This window comes from Duganella lactea, from assembly GCF_009857505.1.
In the GTDB taxonomy this organism is placed as follows: domain Bacteria; phylum Pseudomonadota; class Gammaproteobacteria; order Burkholderiales; family Burkholderiaceae_D; genus Rugamonas; species Rugamonas lactea.
Window position 1 is genome coordinate 18,155 of record NZ_WWCP01000021.1, and the last position, 14,800, is coordinate 32,954.

Consider the following 14,800-nt stretch of genomic DNA (forward strand, 5'->3'; position numbering starts at 1 on the left):
CTTTCTCTTGATACATGTATGGCGCCCGTTGCACCGCACCGAGCAAAGCCGTGGAAAAGCGGGTTCTTTTTGACAATTCGCTATATACTTGAATAGAACACCGAGTAATCCTGGAGAAGCGACACATGCCCCCACCGGTCACCCACCTTGAGCAATCCAAGGATGATCAAGACGATCTGGTTTTCTTAGACGAGCATCCGGGCGCGCCTGCCGCAAGCACCGGGGCCCGCAGCGTGTGGCGTGTGATGATTATCGACGACGACGAAGACGTCCACTCGACCACCACCTTCGCCCTCGGCAACCTCGACATGCAGCACCGTCCGTTGGAGTTCGTGCACGCCTACTCGGCCAGCCAGGCGCGCGAACTGCTCAAGCACGAACAGGAAATCGCCGTCATCCTGCTGGACGTGGTGATGGAACAGGACGACGCCGGCCTGCACCTGGTGCGCCACATCCGTGAAACGCTGCAGCTGCACGACGTGCGCATCATCCTGCGCACCGGCCAGCCCGGCTATGCCCCGGAAATCGACGCCATCCGCGATTTCGACATCAACGATTACAAGACCAAATCCGAGCTGACCCGCATCAAGCTGTTCACCACGGTGACGGCGGCCATCCGCTCCTACGAGCAGATCCGCAAGATCAACCAGAGCCGCCGCGGCCTGAACCAGATCGTCACCGCCAGCACCGAGCTGATGTCGCTGCATGGGGTGAAGAACTTCGCCGCCGGTGTGCTGGCGCAGATCGGCGACCTGCTGGGCATCGAGCCGCACGGCGTGCTGTGCGTGCAGGAGTTTCCGGACGGCGGCTGCCACGAGCTGGTGGTGATGGCCAGCGCCGGCACCTTCCGCCACCTCAACAACATCGCCCTGACCGTGTGCCAGGACCAGCGCATCCACGAGGCGCTGGACATGGCGCTGACGCAGCGCCGCAACCTCTACGGCGCGGATTACATTACGCTGTACTTCGCCGGCAAGGCCAGCCGTGATTTCGTCGCCTTCCTGGAAGTCAAACGGGCGCCGAGCGACATCGACGAGCGGCTGCTGGAGGTCTTCTGCAGCAACGTCGCGGTCGGCCTGGATAATGTCGAGCTGGTCTCGCACCTGCACACCGCCGCCTTCTACGACCAGCTGTGCAAGCTGCCCAACCGCACCCGCCTGGTGGAAATTCTCGATGCCGCCATGGCCGGCCCGGCGCGCGAGGACGCCACGCTGTCGCTGGTCGACCTCGACCACTTTGCCGAAACCAACGACGCGCTCGGCCACCAGTTCGGCGACATGCTGCTGATCGGCGTGGCCAACCGCCTACAAACCGAGCTGGGCGAACACGTTACCGTGGCACGCATCGGCGGCGACATCTTCTGCGTGCTGGGTGATTCGACGCAGGTTAATCCGGGCAACATCCTGGCGCTGTTCCAGCGCCCGTACAGCATCGACGGTCAGGACGTGCAGCTGTCGGCCACGCTGGGCCTGGTGCGCCTGGGCGAACACGAAGGCAGCGGCGCCGATGCGCTGAAGGACGCCGACATCGCGCTCAAGCGCGCCAAGTCGCAACAGCGCGCAGGTCACTTCTACTTCTCGCGCTCGATGGGCGTGGAAATACGCGAGCGGGTGCGCATGATGCACGCGCTGCGCACCGGCTTCGGCCAGAATCAGTTGTTCGTGGTGTACCAGCCGCAGATCGATCTGGTCACGCGGCGCCCGGTCGGCGCCGAGGCGCTGCTGCGCTGGCAGACGCCGGATGGCAAGTTCATCTCGCCGGACCGCTTCATCCCGATCGCCGAGTATTCCGGCCTGATCATCGACCTCGGTGAATGGGTGATGCGCACCGCCTGCCGCGAACTGGTCGACCTGCGCAAGGCCGGCCACCATGATTTCATGATGTCGATTAACGTCTCGCAGGTGCAGTTCCGCCATCCGCACTTCCTGGACATGCTCAAGCGGGCGCTGGAAGACACCGGCGCGCCGCCGCAGAATATCGAGCTGGAAATCACCGAATCGATGGCGATGGAAGAGCCGGACCTGCTGATCAAGATGCTGGCGCAGATCAAGCAGACCGGGGTCAGCATCGCGATCGACGACTTCGGCACCGGTTTTTCGTCGCTGTCCTATTTGCAGCGGCTGCAAGTTGACCGATTGAAGATCGACCGCGCCTTCGTCACCGAAATCACCGGCTCGGCGCGCGGCAGCAGCATTGCGGAAATGGTGATTCAGCTGGGCCGCAATCTCGGCCTGGCGGTGATCGCCGAAGGGGTGGAGGACGAGCGCCAGGCGCAGATTTTACAGGCGCTGGGCTGCCCGCTGGCGCAAGGCTTCCTGTTCGCCCGGCCGATGAACGCCAGCGCGCTGAGCAACTGGCTCAGCAACGACGCGCTGGAAGGCGTGGCCTAATTGACCGGGGCTGGCGTTTAATCAGTCGCCTGCTCAGCCTCAGCCGGCCAGTCGCGGATATACGCTTTCAGCATGCGGTTCTCGAAGCTTTGCGCCTCCAGCACCGCGCGCGCCACATCATAGAACGAAATCACGCCAAGAATGGTCTTGGCATTCATCACCGGCAGATAGCGCGCATGCTTCTCCAGCATGATGCGGCGCACCTCGTTGACATCGGTATCCGGCGTCACGGTAATCGGGTGGTCTTCCATGTGCTTGCGGACCGTGCCGCCGCCCACAGTGCCCTGGTTCTCATGCAGCGCGCGCAATACCTCGCGGAAAGTCAACATGCCCACCAGATCGCCAAATTCCATGACGACCAGCGAACCGATGTCTTTCTCGGCCATGGTATTGGCGGCGTCCGCCAGGGGTTGATCGGGGGAGATGGTGTAAAGGATAGAACCTTTAACCTGAAGAATTTCCGAGACTTTCATTTTGGGCCGTCCTGTCCGCTGATATCTGCTCTGTGAATGGGAGTTCTAGTTATTGTTAGCCTTGCAGCGACTGTAGCCTATGCCCGGCAAAAAAGCCAGCGCTTCCCATAAGCAAAACATAACATTGTTGTGCTGCGGTTGCCACGCCGCATTTCAGGTTAGGATGCGCAGCATACCGACAAATATCGCGAGCCACCATGAGCAGCCTCAAACCGCCCGGTTTCCACACCTTGTCGCTGCACGCCGGCGCCACCCTGCCCGACGCCGGCGCCACCGCCATGCTGGAAGAACGCATCGCCGCGCTGGAGGGCGGCGTGGGCGCGGTCGCCACCGCCAGCGGCGAACTGGCGCTGCATCTGGCGATCAGCAGCATCGCCAGCGCCGGTGCGCACATCGTCGCCTCGCGCGCGCTGCATGCCGGCACCTGCCGGCTGCTGGCTTCATCAATGAAGCGCTTCGGCATCCAGACCACCTTTGTCGATCCGCGCAATCCGGACGCCTGGCGCGCCGCCATTCAGCCGGAAACGCGACTGCTGTTCGCCGAAACGCTGAGCGGCGGTGGGCTGGAAGTGCTGGACATTCCGGCCGTCGCCGCCATCGCGCACGAACATCGCCTGCCGCTGATGGTGGACGCCACATTGACCACGCCGTGGCTGCTGCAGCCCATCGCCCATGGCGCCGACCTGGTGCTGCATGCCGCCGCCATGGGCGGCCTGCTGGTGGACGGCGGCACGTTCGACTGGCAGGCCGCCCATGAGCATACGGGCCGCTATGCCGAGCTATGCGAACCGTGCGACTTCCTGCCCGGTGTGGTGTTTGCCGAAGAATCGACCGTCGGCGCCTTCACGCTGCGTGCCCGGCACGAGAACCTGGCGCCAATCAGTCCCCATCACGCGGCGGCCATACTGCACGGACTGGAAACGCTGCCGCTGCGCATGGAGCGCCACGTCGCCAACACGCGCAAGATTGTGGCGCTGCTGGCCACCCATCCGGCGGTAACGGCGCTGCACTATCCCGAACTGCCGTCCCATCCGGACCATGAAGTGGCGCGGCGCCTGCTGCCAAAAGGCTGCGGCCCGACCTTGTCCTTCCACCTGAAAGGCGCGCTGCAAGTATTCTCGGCCGCCGAGGATCTCGGCGGCGCCAGATCGCAGATCATCCCGCCCGCGTCGGACAACGACCGGCTGCACCTGTCGATCGGCCTGGAAGAGGCGGACGACCTGCTGGAAGACCTGTCGCGCGCCCTCAAACTGTCGCAGAAAGGAGCCTGACATGCTGCTGATCGTACAAGGCATACCAAGCTACTGCTACACCGGCGGCGCCCACTTCGATCCGGCGCGTCCGGCGGTGGTCTTCATACACGGCGCGCAGAACGACCATTCCGTGTGGACCGCGCAGGCCCGCTATTTCGCACATCTCGGCTACGGCGTGCTGGCGGTCGACCTGCCCGGCAATATGCGCAGCCAGGGCGCGCCCAAGACCAGCGTGGCGGACATGGCCGACTGGTTGCTGGCCTTGCTGGACGCGGCAAACGTGCGCCAGGCCGCGCTGATCGGCCACAGCATGGGTTCACTGATTGCGCTGGAAACGGTGTTCAAGGCGCCGCAGCGCGTAACCCATCTGGCGCTGGTGGGCAGCACCTATCCGATGAAAGTGGCCGACGCGCTGCTGACGACCGCGCGCGACAACGAGCTGGCGGCCATCGATATGGTCACCGCCTGGTCGCACTCGCCACTGGCCAGCCACACCGTGCGCAACACCGCGCGGCGCCTGATGCAGCGCATGCCGGGCCGTCTGCACACCGACCTTGCGGCCTGCAACAGCTACGCCAACGGCGAACTGGCGGCGGCCTCGGTGCGCTGCCCTACCCTGCTGCTGCGCGGCGCCAGCGACGCCATGACGCCGCCAAAATCCGCCAAAGCGCTGGCAGCCGCGATCCCGCACGCGCAAACCGTTACGCTGGACAGCGGCCACTCGCTGATGAGCGAACAGCCGCAAGCCGTGCTGGCGGCGCTGCTGGCATTTATCGGCAGTCGATAGGACCGAAGTGCGCGGCCATGGTCTTGCCCAGGCCCGCCTCGACGGCGTTTTCCACCTCGCGCGCCAGCAGCGCGGCCTCGTGGGCGGCGCGCTGATCGCGCTCATCGTCGCCCACCGCCAGCACGCCGGCGTTGACCGGCATGCCGGCGAAGACGAACAGGCGGTAGACATCGGCCAGCGTCAGCTTGTCCATATTCGCCAGGATCACCCAGTGATCCGAGCCATCGCTGACGCGCTTGCCCCACTGGACCCGCTTCGGCGCCGGTACCGGCACCCGGCCAACCCAGCCTTCGGCCATCATGCGCTCCAGCAGATTGTCCATCTCGTCGAAGCCGAGCCGCGTGCGCTCGCGGATATGGCCGGCGCTGACCAGCGCCGTGTCGCCGCATTTACAGGCCACGTGCAGCACTTTCAGAATCGCCATGGCGTCGACAAACTCGCCGCCCGGCTGCGCCTCATGCCACCAGCGCTCATACTTCACCACCGGCAGCGCGGCCACCAGCAGAGCGCCGACCAGCGTAATCAGCCACGACACATACACCCACAGCAGGAACAGCGGCACGGCGGCCAGCGCGCCGTAAATCTTGGAGTACGTCGGGAATTGCGTAATGAAGATGGCGAAACCGCGCTTGGCCACCTCGAACGCCACGCCGGCCACCAGACCGCCCCAGGCGGCGTCATGCCAGTCGACGTCGCGGTTCGGCACCACCACATACAGCAGCGTGAACGCGGCCATGGTCAGCGCCAGCGACAAGGCGGTGTAGATCACCTCCCCCACCACCGGCACATGGCCCACCAGATCGCTGGTGGCCATGAACACCTGCGACGACAGCGTCAGCGACACGCCGATCATCAGCGGGCCGAGCGAGATCAACGCCCAGTAGACCAGAATGCGCTTGGTCCAGCTGCGCTGACCGCGCACGCGCCAGATGCGGTTGAACACCCGCTCGATCAGGTTCATCATCGCGATCGACGTGAAGATCAGCGTCACCGCGCCCACCGCCGAAAGGCGGGTGGCCTTGGAGGCAAACATCGTCAGGTAGCTGAGGATGTTGTTGGAAATCGTCTTCGGCATCACGCTCTGCACGAAGTACGCCTCCAGCGAGCTGCGGAAGGCGTTGAACATCGGGAAGGTGGTAAAAATCGCCAGCGCGATGGTCAGCAGCGGCACCAGCGCGAACACCGTGGTGAAGGTCAGACTGCCCGCGACCTGCGGCAGACTCTCTTCACGCAAGCGACGGCGAGCGAACAAGATCAGATCGCGCACCTCGGGCCAGGACAGCGAGCGCACAAGCTGAATCCCGCTGCGACAGCTGCGGAACAGGTACTGCAGGGTAGGACGGACGTATTTTTCGTACATAAGCATCAATCGTGACAACAGTGGCAATGATACCATCGGCCAAAGCGCCCTATAATACCGCTGATGAACCATCCTAACCTGACCATCCTTGTCCTGTTTTACTCCCGCCACGGCGCCACCCGCAAACTGGCGGAACTGATCGCCCAGGGCATCGAAAGCGTGCCTGGCTGCGACGCGCGGCTGCGCACCGTGCCGGCCGTGTCCACCGTGGCGGAGGCCACCGCGCCGGACGTGCCGGCCGACGGCGCGCCGTATGTGGAACTGGACGACCTGACCGACTGCGCCGGCATCGCCGTCGGCTCGCCCACGCGCTTCGGCAACATGGCATCGGCCATGAAGTATTTCTGGGATGGCACCGCCAGCCAGTGGTTGTCCGGCGCGCTGGCCGGCAAGCCGGCGTGCGTATTCACCTCCACCGGCAGCCTGCACGGCGGCCAGGAATCGACGCTGCTGTCGATGATGATCCCGTTGTTCCATCACGGCCTGATGGTGCTTGGCCTACCCTACACGCATCCCGAACTGATGACCACCGCCAGCGGCGGCACGCCGTATGGCGCCAGCCACTGGTCTGGCCTGGATGGCAAGAAAGTCATCACCGACGATGAAAAACGCCTCGCCATCGCCCTCGGCAAGCGGCTGGCCGAAACAGCAGTCAAACTACAAGGATAGGCGCCATGGAAACCACGATGCAGAAGTACTTTCACTGGGGTGCTATCGGCAGCCTGGTGGCGCTGATTGTCTTGTGTGTGTTGTGGGAGATGGTGCTGGCGCCGTTGAAACCGGGTGGTTCGTGGCTGGTGCTGAAGGCCGCGCCGCTGCTGCTGCCGCTGTACGGCGTCTACAAGCGTGACATCTACACACTGCAATGGACCTCCATGATGATCCTGGTGTATTTCGCCGAGGGCGTGGTGCGCGGCTGGAGCGACACCGGCGACCTGTCGGCCTGGCTGGGCTGGGGCGAGGCGGTGGTGGTGTGCATCTACTTCGTGTGCGCGGTGCTGTACCTGCGCCCCTACAAGCGCGCCGCCAAAAAAATGGCCAGGGAACTGCTGGATAAAGTAAAGATCAACACCGTTAAATGATGGACTTTCTCTCGCAATGTCGTGGCATCGTCGGCGATGCGTATGTGCTGGAGACGCCATCCGACATGGCGCCCTTCCTCACCGATCAGCGCGGACGTTTTACCGGTAAGGCGCTGGCGGTGCTGCGTCCCGGCTCGGTGGATCAGGTGGCGGCGCTGGTGCGGGCTTGCGCCGCGCATCGCGTGGCGATGGTGCCGCAAGGCGGGAACACCGGTCTGGTGTTGGGCAGCGTGCCGGATATCAGCGGCGCGCAGGTGCTGCTGTCGCTGGCGCGGCTGAACAGCGTGCGCCAGGTCGATGCGGTCAACCGCACCATGACGGTGGACGCGGGCTGCATACTTCAACATATACAGGAAGCTGCGGCGGCCGAGGGCTGTCTGTTCCCGCTGTCGCTGGCGGCCGAAGGCAGTTGCACCATCGGCGGCAATCTGGCCACCAACGCGGGCGGCACGGCGGTTCTGCGCTACGGGAATACGCGCGAGCTGTGTCTCGGGCTGGAGGTGGTCATGCCGCAGGGCGAGGTCTGGAGCGGCTTGCGCGGCCTGCGCAAGGACAACACCGGTTACGATTTACGCGACCTGTTCATCGGTGCCGAGGGCACGCTGGGCATCATCACCGGCGCGGTGCTCAAGCTGTATCCACAGCCGAAAGCCAGCATCACCGCGCTGGCGGCGCTGCCCTCGCCCGCCCACGCGCTGCAACTGCTGGTGCTGATGCAGGATTATTGCGGCGCCAGCCTGACCGGCTTCGAGCTGATGTCGCGCTACTGCCTGGAGCTGGTGGCCGAACAATTCCCGTCGTTGCCCAAACCCTTTGCCGCACCCCATCCACAGTACGTGCTGCTGGAATTATCCAGCAGCGAATCGGAGCAGCACGCGGTTGGCCTGCTTGAACGGGCCATCGGCGCTGCGCTGGCGCGTGATGTGATTCAGGATGCGGTGGTGGCGTCCTCGGTGGCGCAATCAGCCGGCTTGTGGCAGCTGCGCGAGCATATTCCACTGGCGCAGGCCAAGGCGGGCAAGAATATCAAGCACGATATTTCATTGCCGGTGTCGCGCATCGCGGACTTCGTCAGCGCCACCGGGCCGCTGCTGGATGCCGCCTTCCCCGGATGCCAGCTGGTGTGCTTCGGCCATCTGGGCGACGGCAACCTGCATTACAACGTCGCGCCGCCGCCCGGCATCTCGAACGAGGACTTTCTGCTCCAGCAGGATAAGGTTAACCGTGTGGTGTACGACAGCGTGGAGTCGTTCGGTGGCTCGATTTCGGCCGAACATGGTATCGGCGCGCTGAAGCGCGACGAATTGGCCCGCTACAAGTCGCCGGTAGAACTCAACATGATGCGAGCCATCAAAGCGGCATTGGATCCACTGGGTATCATGAATCCCGGGAAAATCCTTTGAGCGAGGCGGAGATGAAATTGCTGATCGTTGTTCTGCTGTGGGCCGCCGCGATGGCGGCGCACGCACAAAGCGTCTACAAATGTTCGGTGAATGGCAAGGTCAGTTACAGCGATACGCCATGTCCGGCCGGGGCGCAGGCGGCCACGCTGGACATGCCGGCCGCGCCGAAAGCCGATCCCGCCGCCGCGCGCGATCTCAAACGCCAGCAGAAGCAAGCCAGCTCACTGGAAAAAGCGCGCCTCAAGCAGCAGGAGCGCGACGAGCGCGACGCCAACCGCGCCGCGCAAACCGCCGCCGTGCAGCGCAAGAAATGCGACAAGCTGAAACTCAACAAACGCTGGGCCGATGAAGACGCCCGCCGCGCCACCGGCCAGGCCTCCGAAGCCGCTCGTCTGCGCGCCCACCGGGCCGGCGAAGCCATGGCGCTGGAGTGTCCCCGCTGATGACTGATCGCCCGTCCACACCAAGGCAAGCAGCGGCAAGCGCCATCGCGGACGCGCCGGCGGCGTCGATGCGGCGGCTCTCGCGCTGGCTGTTGCTGGGCGAGTGGCGCGCGCATCCGGTGCGCGCCCTGGTGGCGATTGCGGCGATCGCCGTCGGCATCTCGCTCGGCTTCGCCATCCATCTGATCAATGCCGCCGCCTTCAACGAATTCTCCGCCGCCATCAAAGGGCTGTCCGGCGTGGCGGACATTCAAGTACGCGGCACCGAGCCTTTTTTTGACGAACAGATTTACCCGGCGCTGGCGCAACGCGACGGTGTGGCCGTCGCCTCGCCGGTGCTGGAGTTCGACGCCTCCGTCCCCGGCGAACGCACCGCGCTAAAAATAATCGCCACAGACGCCTTCCGCGCCGCCTACATTTCCCCGGAACTGGTTGGCGTTCCCGCCGGCGACGACATCGGCGACACCTTATCCGACGACGCGGTCTTCCTTTCCGCCGCCGCCCGGCAATGGCTGCAGCCCAAGGACAACGCCATCACGCTGCAAGTCGGCACCAGCCGGCTTGCGCTGCGGGTCGGCGGCGCGGTGCCAGGCGCCCGCGCCGGCCAGCGTCTCGCCATCATGGACATCGGCGCCGCTCAATGGCGCTTTGAAAAACTCGGCCAACTGTCGCGCATCGATCTCAAACTGCGCGATGGCATCAACCGCGAAGTCTTCAAAACGCAACTCGAAAAAGACCTGCAAAGCCAGTACCCTGGCCGCTTCCGCGTCAATCAGCCCAACGATCAGGAGCAGAACAGCCGCAATGAAGGCATGAGCCGCGCCTATCGCGTCAACCTCACGGTACTGGCGCTGGTGGCGCTGTTCACCGGCGCCTTCCTCGTATTCTCCACGCAGGCGCTGTCGGTGATACGCCGCCGCAGCCAGTTCGCGCTGCTGCGCGTGCTGGGCCTCGACCGCCATCGCCTGCTGCGCCAGATCCTGATCGAAGGCCTGTGCCTCGGCGTTGCCGGATCGGCCATCGGCATCGCGGCCGGCTACGGCATGGCCGCCGCCGCGTTGCACTTCATGGGCGCGGACCTCGGCGCCGGCTTCTTCTCCGGCGTGCGCCCCGAGGTGCATTTCACGCCGGTCGCCGCCGCCATCTATTTCGCGCTCGGCGTGGCCGTCGCCTTGCTGGGCTGCGCCGCGCCGGCGCTGGACGCGGCCCGCGCCAAGCCGGCCGTCGCCCTCAAATCCGGCACCGAGGAAGCCGCGATATCGCGCCTCGCCCGCGCCTGGCCGTCGCTGGTCTGCATGGCGCTGGCCGCGCTGCTGTCGCAAGCGCCACCGGTGTTTGAATTGCCGCTGTTCGGCTACCTGTCGATTGCGCTGCTGCTGATCGGCGCCATCGGCCTGATGCCGCGCCTGGCCGCCATCGTATTCCGCTACGCCCACCAGCGCTGGAGCGCCACCACCGCCGGCCGGCCCGGTGCATCGGCCGTCATGACGCTCACCTTGTCGCGTCTCGCCAACGCCTCCAGCCAGGCCGGCATCGCACTGGGCGGCGTGCTGTCGAGTTTCAGCCTGATGGTCGCAATGGCGATCATGGTCGCCAGCTTCCGCGTCTCGCTGGACGACTGGTTGCAGCACGTGCTGCCGGCCGATATCTACGTCAGCACCGCCAGCGGTGGCGCCACCGCCGGCTTGCGGCCGGAGGAGCAAGCGGCGGTGGCCGCACTGCCCGGTGTCGACAGCGCCGACTTCCTGCGCACCCGGCCAGTGTCGCTGGACGCCGGCCGGCCATCCGTCACGCTCATGGCCCGCAATATCGATGCCGCCGATCCTGCTCGCTCGCTTGCCATCGTTGGCGACGCGCGCACGCCCGCTCCGGGCGCACCGCCGCCAGTCTGGGTCTCAGAGGCCATGGTCGATTTGTACAACATGACACCGGGCGCACGCATCGAACTGCCGCTCAACGGCAAGCCGCATGCCTTTATCGTGGCCGGCGTGTGGCGCGATTACGCCCGGCCCACCGGCACCATCCAGATGCGCCTGAGCGACTACCGCGCCATCACCGGCGAACAGGATGCCAGCGGTGTCGCCCTCACGCTCAAGCCGGGCGCCAAGCCCGAAGCCACGCTGGCGGCGCTGAAACGCCTGCCATTCGCCGCCGCGCTGGACGCCAGCGAGCCATCGGAAATCCGCGCCATGAGCATGAGAGTCTTTGACCGCAGCTTCGCCATCACCTATCTGCTGGAAGCGATCGCCATCGTCATCGGCCTGTTTGGCGTGGCCGCGACCTTCTCGGCGCAGACGCTGGCGCGCGCCAAGGAGTTCGGCATGTTGCGCCACGTTGGCGTCAGCCGCAAACAGGTGCTGGCCATCCTGGCGATCGAAGGCGGTTCGCTGACGGGCCTTGGCATCGTCACCGGCTTTGTGCTGGGATGGGTCATCAGCCTGATACTGGTCTTTGTCGTCAACCCGCAATCGTTCCACTGGACCATGCAGCTGCACATGCCATGGCCGCTGCTGGCCGCCGTTGCCGGACTGCTGCTGGCCGCCGCCGCGCTCACCGCGCTGCTGGCAGGCCGCCAGTCGCTGTCCGGCGGACCGATACGCGCCGTCCGGGAGGACTGGTAATGCCAACCCGCCTGCTCAACCGCGCACGCCGCGCCGCCGCGATGATGGCCGCCACCATCGCGCTGGCGGCGCCCTCGTACGCCGCCGCGCCGCAATTCACCGCCGTGGTTCCGCTGCCGGCCGGCCAGTCGCTGACCTTCCCCGCAGACTACGGTGCGCATCCGGACTACAAAACCGAATGGTGGTATGTCACCGGCTGGCTCAACACGCCCGAGGGCAAGCCGCTCGGCTTCCAGGTGACATTCTTCCGCAGCGCCACCTCGCACGACCGCGCCAACCCAAGCCAGTTCGCGCCGAAACAGCTGATCATCGGCCACGCCGCGCTATCCGACCCGGCCAACGGCAAACTGCTGCACGACCAGCGCAGCGCGCGCGAGGGCTTCGGCCTGTCCTACGCCAAAACCGGCGACACCAACGTCAAGCTGGAAGATTGGCAGATGGTGCGCGCCGCCGACGGCAGCTACACCGTCCACGTCGATGGCCCCGAATTCAAGTACGACCTCACACTGACGCCATCCCAGCCCGACCTGTTGCAGGGAGAACGCGGCTATTCGCGCAAAGGTCCGCGCCCCGCGCAAAGCAGCTACTACTACAGCCAGCCGCACCTGCAAGTGAGCGGCAGCGTCACTCGTCTTAACAAGCAGACACGCGTCACCGGGCAGGCATGGCTGGACCACGAATGGTCGAGCGAAGCGCTGGACGCCGAGGCCACCGGCTGGGATTGGGTTGGCGCCAACCTCGATGACGGCGGCGCATTGATGGCATTCGCGGTCAGAAGCAAGACAGGTGCTAAACTATGGGCGCACGCGACATGGCGCGATGCATCCGGTAAGATCACGCAGTTTGCCCCGGACCAGGTCAGTTTTACGCCGCAAAAGCGCTGGCGTTCGCCGCGCACCAATGCCGAATATCCGGTGGCGACGCGGCTCACAACCGGCGACACCGTGTGGGACATTGTGCCGCTCCAGGACGACCAGGAACTGGATTCGCGCCGCTCGACCGGCGCCGTGTACTGGGAAGGCGCGGTCACGCTGCACCGTGACGGCAAGCCGGCCGGTCGCGCTTATCTGGAGATGACCGGCTATGTACGTGCAATAAAACTGTAACCACAACGTCTAACAAGAATATTTAAAGTAAGCGCAGCTACCAGATGACCAATAGCACCACCGCCAGCACGCCCGCCGCCGCCGCTCCCAGCGCCACCCGAGAACTCAAGAAAGGCAGCCTCGCCACCCTGCGCGGGCTGACGCCCTTCCTCGCGCCGTACAAGCGCCAGTTCGCCATGGCCGGTATCGCGCTGGTGGTGGCCGCCGGCTCCACGCTGGCGATTCCGGCCGCGTTCAAGCAGATGATCGACCTCGGATTCGGCGGCGCCGGCGCTAAGAGCATCCAGCACGTGGACCTGGTGTTCCTGGCGCTGTTCGGTCTCGCCACGCTGCTGGCGCTGGCCACGGCGGCGCGCTTCTACACCGTTTCATGGCTGGGCGAGCGCGTCACGGCCGACATCCGCAGCGCGGTCTACAATCACGTCATCACCCAAAGCCCGGAATTCTTCGAGACCACGCAGACCGGCGAAGTCCTGTCGCGCATCACCACCGACACCACGCTGATTCAATCGGTGGTCGGCACCAGCATTTCCATGGCGCTGCGTAACGTGCTGCTGTTCATCGGCGGCCTGGCGATGCTGTTCGTGACCAGTGTCAAGCTGTCGTCCATCATCATCGGCCTGCTGATCCTCACTGTGCTGCCGATCGTGATGTACGGCCGCCGCGTGCGCTCCCTCTCGCGCGACTCGCAGGACCGCGTGGCCGACGCTTCCGCCATGGCCGGCGAAATCCTCAACGCCATGCCGACGGTGCAAGCCTTCACCCACGAAAAGATCGAATCGCAGCGCTTCGGCGCCTCGATCGAAGGCGCCTTCCAGACCGCCATGCGCCGCATCCGCGCCCGCGCCGTGCTGACCATGCTGGCGATTGTGCTGGTGTTCGGCGCCATCGTGTTCGTGCTGTGGCTGGGCGCGCACGCCGTGCTGTCGGACGAGATGACCGGCGGCGACCTCGGTCAGTTCATCCTGTACGCCTCCATCGTCGCCGGCGCCATTGGCGCGCTGTCTGAAGTGATGGGCGAGGCGCAGCGCGCCGCCGGCGCCACCGAGCGCCTGCTGGAGCTGATGTCGGTCCAATCCACGATTCAGCCGCCGGCGCGGCCACTGACGCTGCCGCCGCGCGCCGCCAACGGCGCCGCGCTGACGCTCAACGACATCGTGTTCTGCTACCCATCGCGACCGGAAACCAACTCGCTGGACCACATCACGCTGGACATCGAGCCGGGTGAAACGGTGGCCGTGGTCGGCCCTTCGGGCGCCGGCAAGACCACGCTGTTCCAGCTGTTCCTGCGCTTCTACGATCCGCAAAGCGGCAGCATCAAGCTCGATGGCGTCGACATCACGCAACTGGACCTGCATACGCTGCGCGACGCCATCGGCATCGTGCCGCAGGATACGGTGATCTTCTCGGCCAACGCCATGGAAAACATCCGCTACGGCCGCGCCGGCGCCAGCGACGAGGAAGTCATCGCCGCCGCCAAGCTGGCCGCCGCCCACGAATTCATCGAGCGTCTGCCGCAGGGCTATCAGTCCTTCCTCGGTGAACGCGGCGTGCGCCTGTCCGGCGGCCAGCGCCAACGCATCGCCATTGCCCGCGCGCTGCTGAAAAATCCGCCACTGCTGCTGCTGGACGAAGCCACCAGCGCACTGGATGCGGAATCGGAACGCCTGGTGCAGAAGGCGCTGGAGGCGGCCATGGTCGGCCGCACCACCGTCATCATCGCCCACCGGCTGGCGACCGTGCAGCGCGCCGACCGCATCATCGTCATGGAGGACGGCAAAATCGTCGAAACCGGCACCCACGCATCGCTGGTGGCGCTGGGTGGCATCTACGCCAACCTGGCGGCGCTGCAGTTCCACCACGCGCACACCGAGCACTGATA

The 14,800-nt window shown here is 65.2% G+C and carries 12 protein-coding genes; 10 read left to right on the forward strand and 2 right to left on the reverse strand.

Going from position 1 to position 14,800, the window contains the following annotated elements:
- The first annotated feature begins 125 nt into the window (after positions 1-125).
- Positions 126-2,390, forward strand: coding sequence for an EAL domain-containing response regulator (locus tag GTP44_RS16700; RefSeq protein ID WP_161020336.1), 2,265 nt, complete (start codon positions 126-128; stop codon positions 2,388-2,390).
- Between the two features lie 17 nt (positions 2,391-2,407).
- Here GTP44_RS16700 and GTP44_RS16705 read toward each other — a convergent pair whose 3' ends face one another.
- Positions 2,408-2,863, reverse strand: coding sequence for a CBS domain-containing protein (locus tag GTP44_RS16705; protein ID WP_161020337.1), 456 nt, complete (start codon positions 2,861-2,863; stop codon positions 2,408-2,410).
- Between the two features lie 197 nt (positions 2,864-3,060).
- Here GTP44_RS16705 and GTP44_RS16710 point away from each other — a divergent pair, with 197 nt between their 5' ends.
- Both GTP44_RS16710 and GTP44_RS16715 read left to right on the forward strand, forming a co-directional pair.
- Positions 3,061-4,134, forward strand: coding sequence for a PLP-dependent transferase (locus GTP44_RS16710; RefSeq protein ID WP_161020338.1), 1,074 nt, complete (start codon positions 3,061-3,063; stop codon positions 4,132-4,134).
- A 1-nt stretch (position 4,135) separates the two neighbouring features.
- The gene (locus tag GTP44_RS16715) at positions 4,136-4,903 is read left to right on the forward strand and encodes an alpha/beta fold hydrolase (protein WP_161020339.1); all 768 of its coding nucleotides are present in this window, start codon (positions 4,136-4,138) and stop codon (positions 4,901-4,903) included.
- Here the strand turns inward: GTP44_RS16715 and GTP44_RS16720 are convergent.
- The gene (locus GTP44_RS16720) at positions 4,887-6,263 is read right to left on the reverse strand and encodes a YihY family inner membrane protein (RefSeq protein ID WP_161020340.1); all 1,377 of its coding nucleotides are present in this window, start codon (positions 6,261-6,263) and stop codon (positions 4,887-4,889) included. The genes GTP44_RS16715 and GTP44_RS16720 overlap by 17 nt on opposite strands.
- Positions 6,264-6,326: 63 nt before the next feature.
- Here GTP44_RS16720 and wrbA point away from each other — a divergent pair, with 63 nt between their 5' ends.
- The 7 genes from wrbA to GTP44_RS16755 all read left to right on the forward strand — a co-directional run bounded on the left by wrbA (position 6,327) and on the right by GTP44_RS16755 (position 14,798).
- The gene (wrbA, locus tag GTP44_RS16725) at positions 6,327-6,932 is read left to right on the forward strand and encodes an NAD(P)H:quinone oxidoreductase (RefSeq protein ID WP_160992076.1); all 606 of its coding nucleotides are present in this window, start codon (positions 6,327-6,329) and stop codon (positions 6,930-6,932) included.
- Between the two features lie 5 nt (positions 6,933-6,937).
- Positions 6,938-7,345, forward strand: a complete 408-nt coding sequence (locus GTP44_RS16730) for a DUF2069 domain-containing protein (protein WP_160992075.1) — start codon at positions 6,938-6,940, stop codon at positions 7,343-7,345.
- Positions 7,342-8,748, forward strand: a complete 1,407-nt coding sequence (locus GTP44_RS16735) for an FAD-binding oxidoreductase (protein ID WP_161020341.1) — start codon at positions 7,342-7,344, stop codon at positions 8,746-8,748. Before GTP44_RS16730 ends, GTP44_RS16735 begins: the two co-directional genes overlap by 4 nt.
- Positions 8,749-8,759: 11 nt before the next feature.
- The gene (locus GTP44_RS16740; RefSeq protein ID WP_161020342.1) at positions 8,760-9,191 is read left to right on the forward strand and encodes a DUF4124 domain-containing protein; all 432 of its coding nucleotides are present in this window, start codon (positions 8,760-8,762) and stop codon (positions 9,189-9,191) included.
- A gap of 68 nt (positions 9,192-9,259) precedes the next feature.
- Positions 9,260-11,812 carry an FtsX-like permease family protein gene (locus GTP44_RS16745; RefSeq protein WP_161020387.1) on the forward strand — a complete coding sequence of 851 codons (2,553 nt, stop codon included), beginning with the start codon at positions 9,260-9,262 and terminating at the stop codon, positions 11,810-11,812.
- The gene (locus GTP44_RS16750) at positions 11,812-12,918 is read left to right on the forward strand and encodes a lipocalin-like domain-containing protein (protein WP_161020343.1); all 1,107 of its coding nucleotides are present in this window, start codon (positions 11,812-11,814) and stop codon (positions 12,916-12,918) included. Before GTP44_RS16745 ends, GTP44_RS16750 begins: the two co-directional genes overlap by 1 nt.
- A 44-nt stretch (positions 12,919-12,962) precedes the next feature.
- A complete protein-coding gene (locus tag GTP44_RS16755) occupies positions 12,963-14,798 on the forward strand; it encodes an ABC transporter transmembrane domain-containing protein (RefSeq protein ID WP_161020344.1) in 1,836 nt (611 codons plus the stop codon).
- The last annotated feature ends 2 nt before the right edge of the window (positions 14,799-14,800 follow it).

Excerpts from the sequence above, each read along its gene's own strand:
- GTP44_RS16720 (WP_161020340.1), bottom strand. The coding sequence starts at position 6,263 with ATGTACGAAAAATACGTCCGTCCTACCCTGCAGTACCTGTTCCGCAGC.
- GTP44_RS16755 (WP_161020344.1), top strand. The coding sequence starts at position 12,963 with ATGACCAATAGCACCACCGCCAGCACGCCCGCCGCCGCCGCTCCCAGC.
- GTP44_RS16735 (WP_161020341.1), top strand. The coding sequence starts at position 7,342 with ATGATGGACTTTCTCTCGCAATGTCGTGGCATCGTCGGCGATGCGTAT.
- GTP44_RS16745 (WP_161020387.1), top strand. The coding sequence starts at position 9,260 with ATGCGGCGGCTCTCGCGCTGGCTGTTGCTGGGCGAGTGGCGCGCGCAT.
- GTP44_RS16710 (WP_161020338.1), top strand. The coding sequence starts at position 3,061 with ATGAGCAGCCTCAAACCGCCCGGTTTCCACACCTTGTCGCTGCACGCC.
- GTP44_RS16750 (WP_161020343.1), top strand. The coding sequence starts at position 11,812 with ATGCCAACCCGCCTGCTCAACCGCGCACGCCGCGCCGCCGCGATGATG.
- wrbA (WP_160992076.1), top strand. The coding sequence starts at position 6,327 with ATGAACCATCCTAACCTGACCATCCTTGTCCTGTTTTACTCCCGCCAC.
- GTP44_RS16740 (WP_161020342.1), top strand. The coding sequence starts at position 8,760 with ATGAAATTGCTGATCGTTGTTCTGCTGTGGGCCGCCGCGATGGCGGCG.
- GTP44_RS16715 (WP_161020339.1), top strand. The coding sequence starts at position 4,136 with ATGCTGCTGATCGTACAAGGCATACCAAGCTACTGCTACACCGGCGGC.
- GTP44_RS16700 (WP_161020336.1), top strand. The coding sequence starts at position 126 with ATGCCCCCACCGGTCACCCACCTTGAGCAATCCAAGGATGATCAAGAC.
- GTP44_RS16730 (WP_160992075.1), top strand. The coding sequence starts at position 6,938 with ATGGAAACCACGATGCAGAAGTACTTTCACTGGGGTGCTATCGGCAGC.
- GTP44_RS16705 (WP_161020337.1), bottom strand. The coding sequence starts at position 2,863 with ATGAAAGTCTCGGAAATTCTTCAGGTTAAAGGTTCTATCCTTTACACC.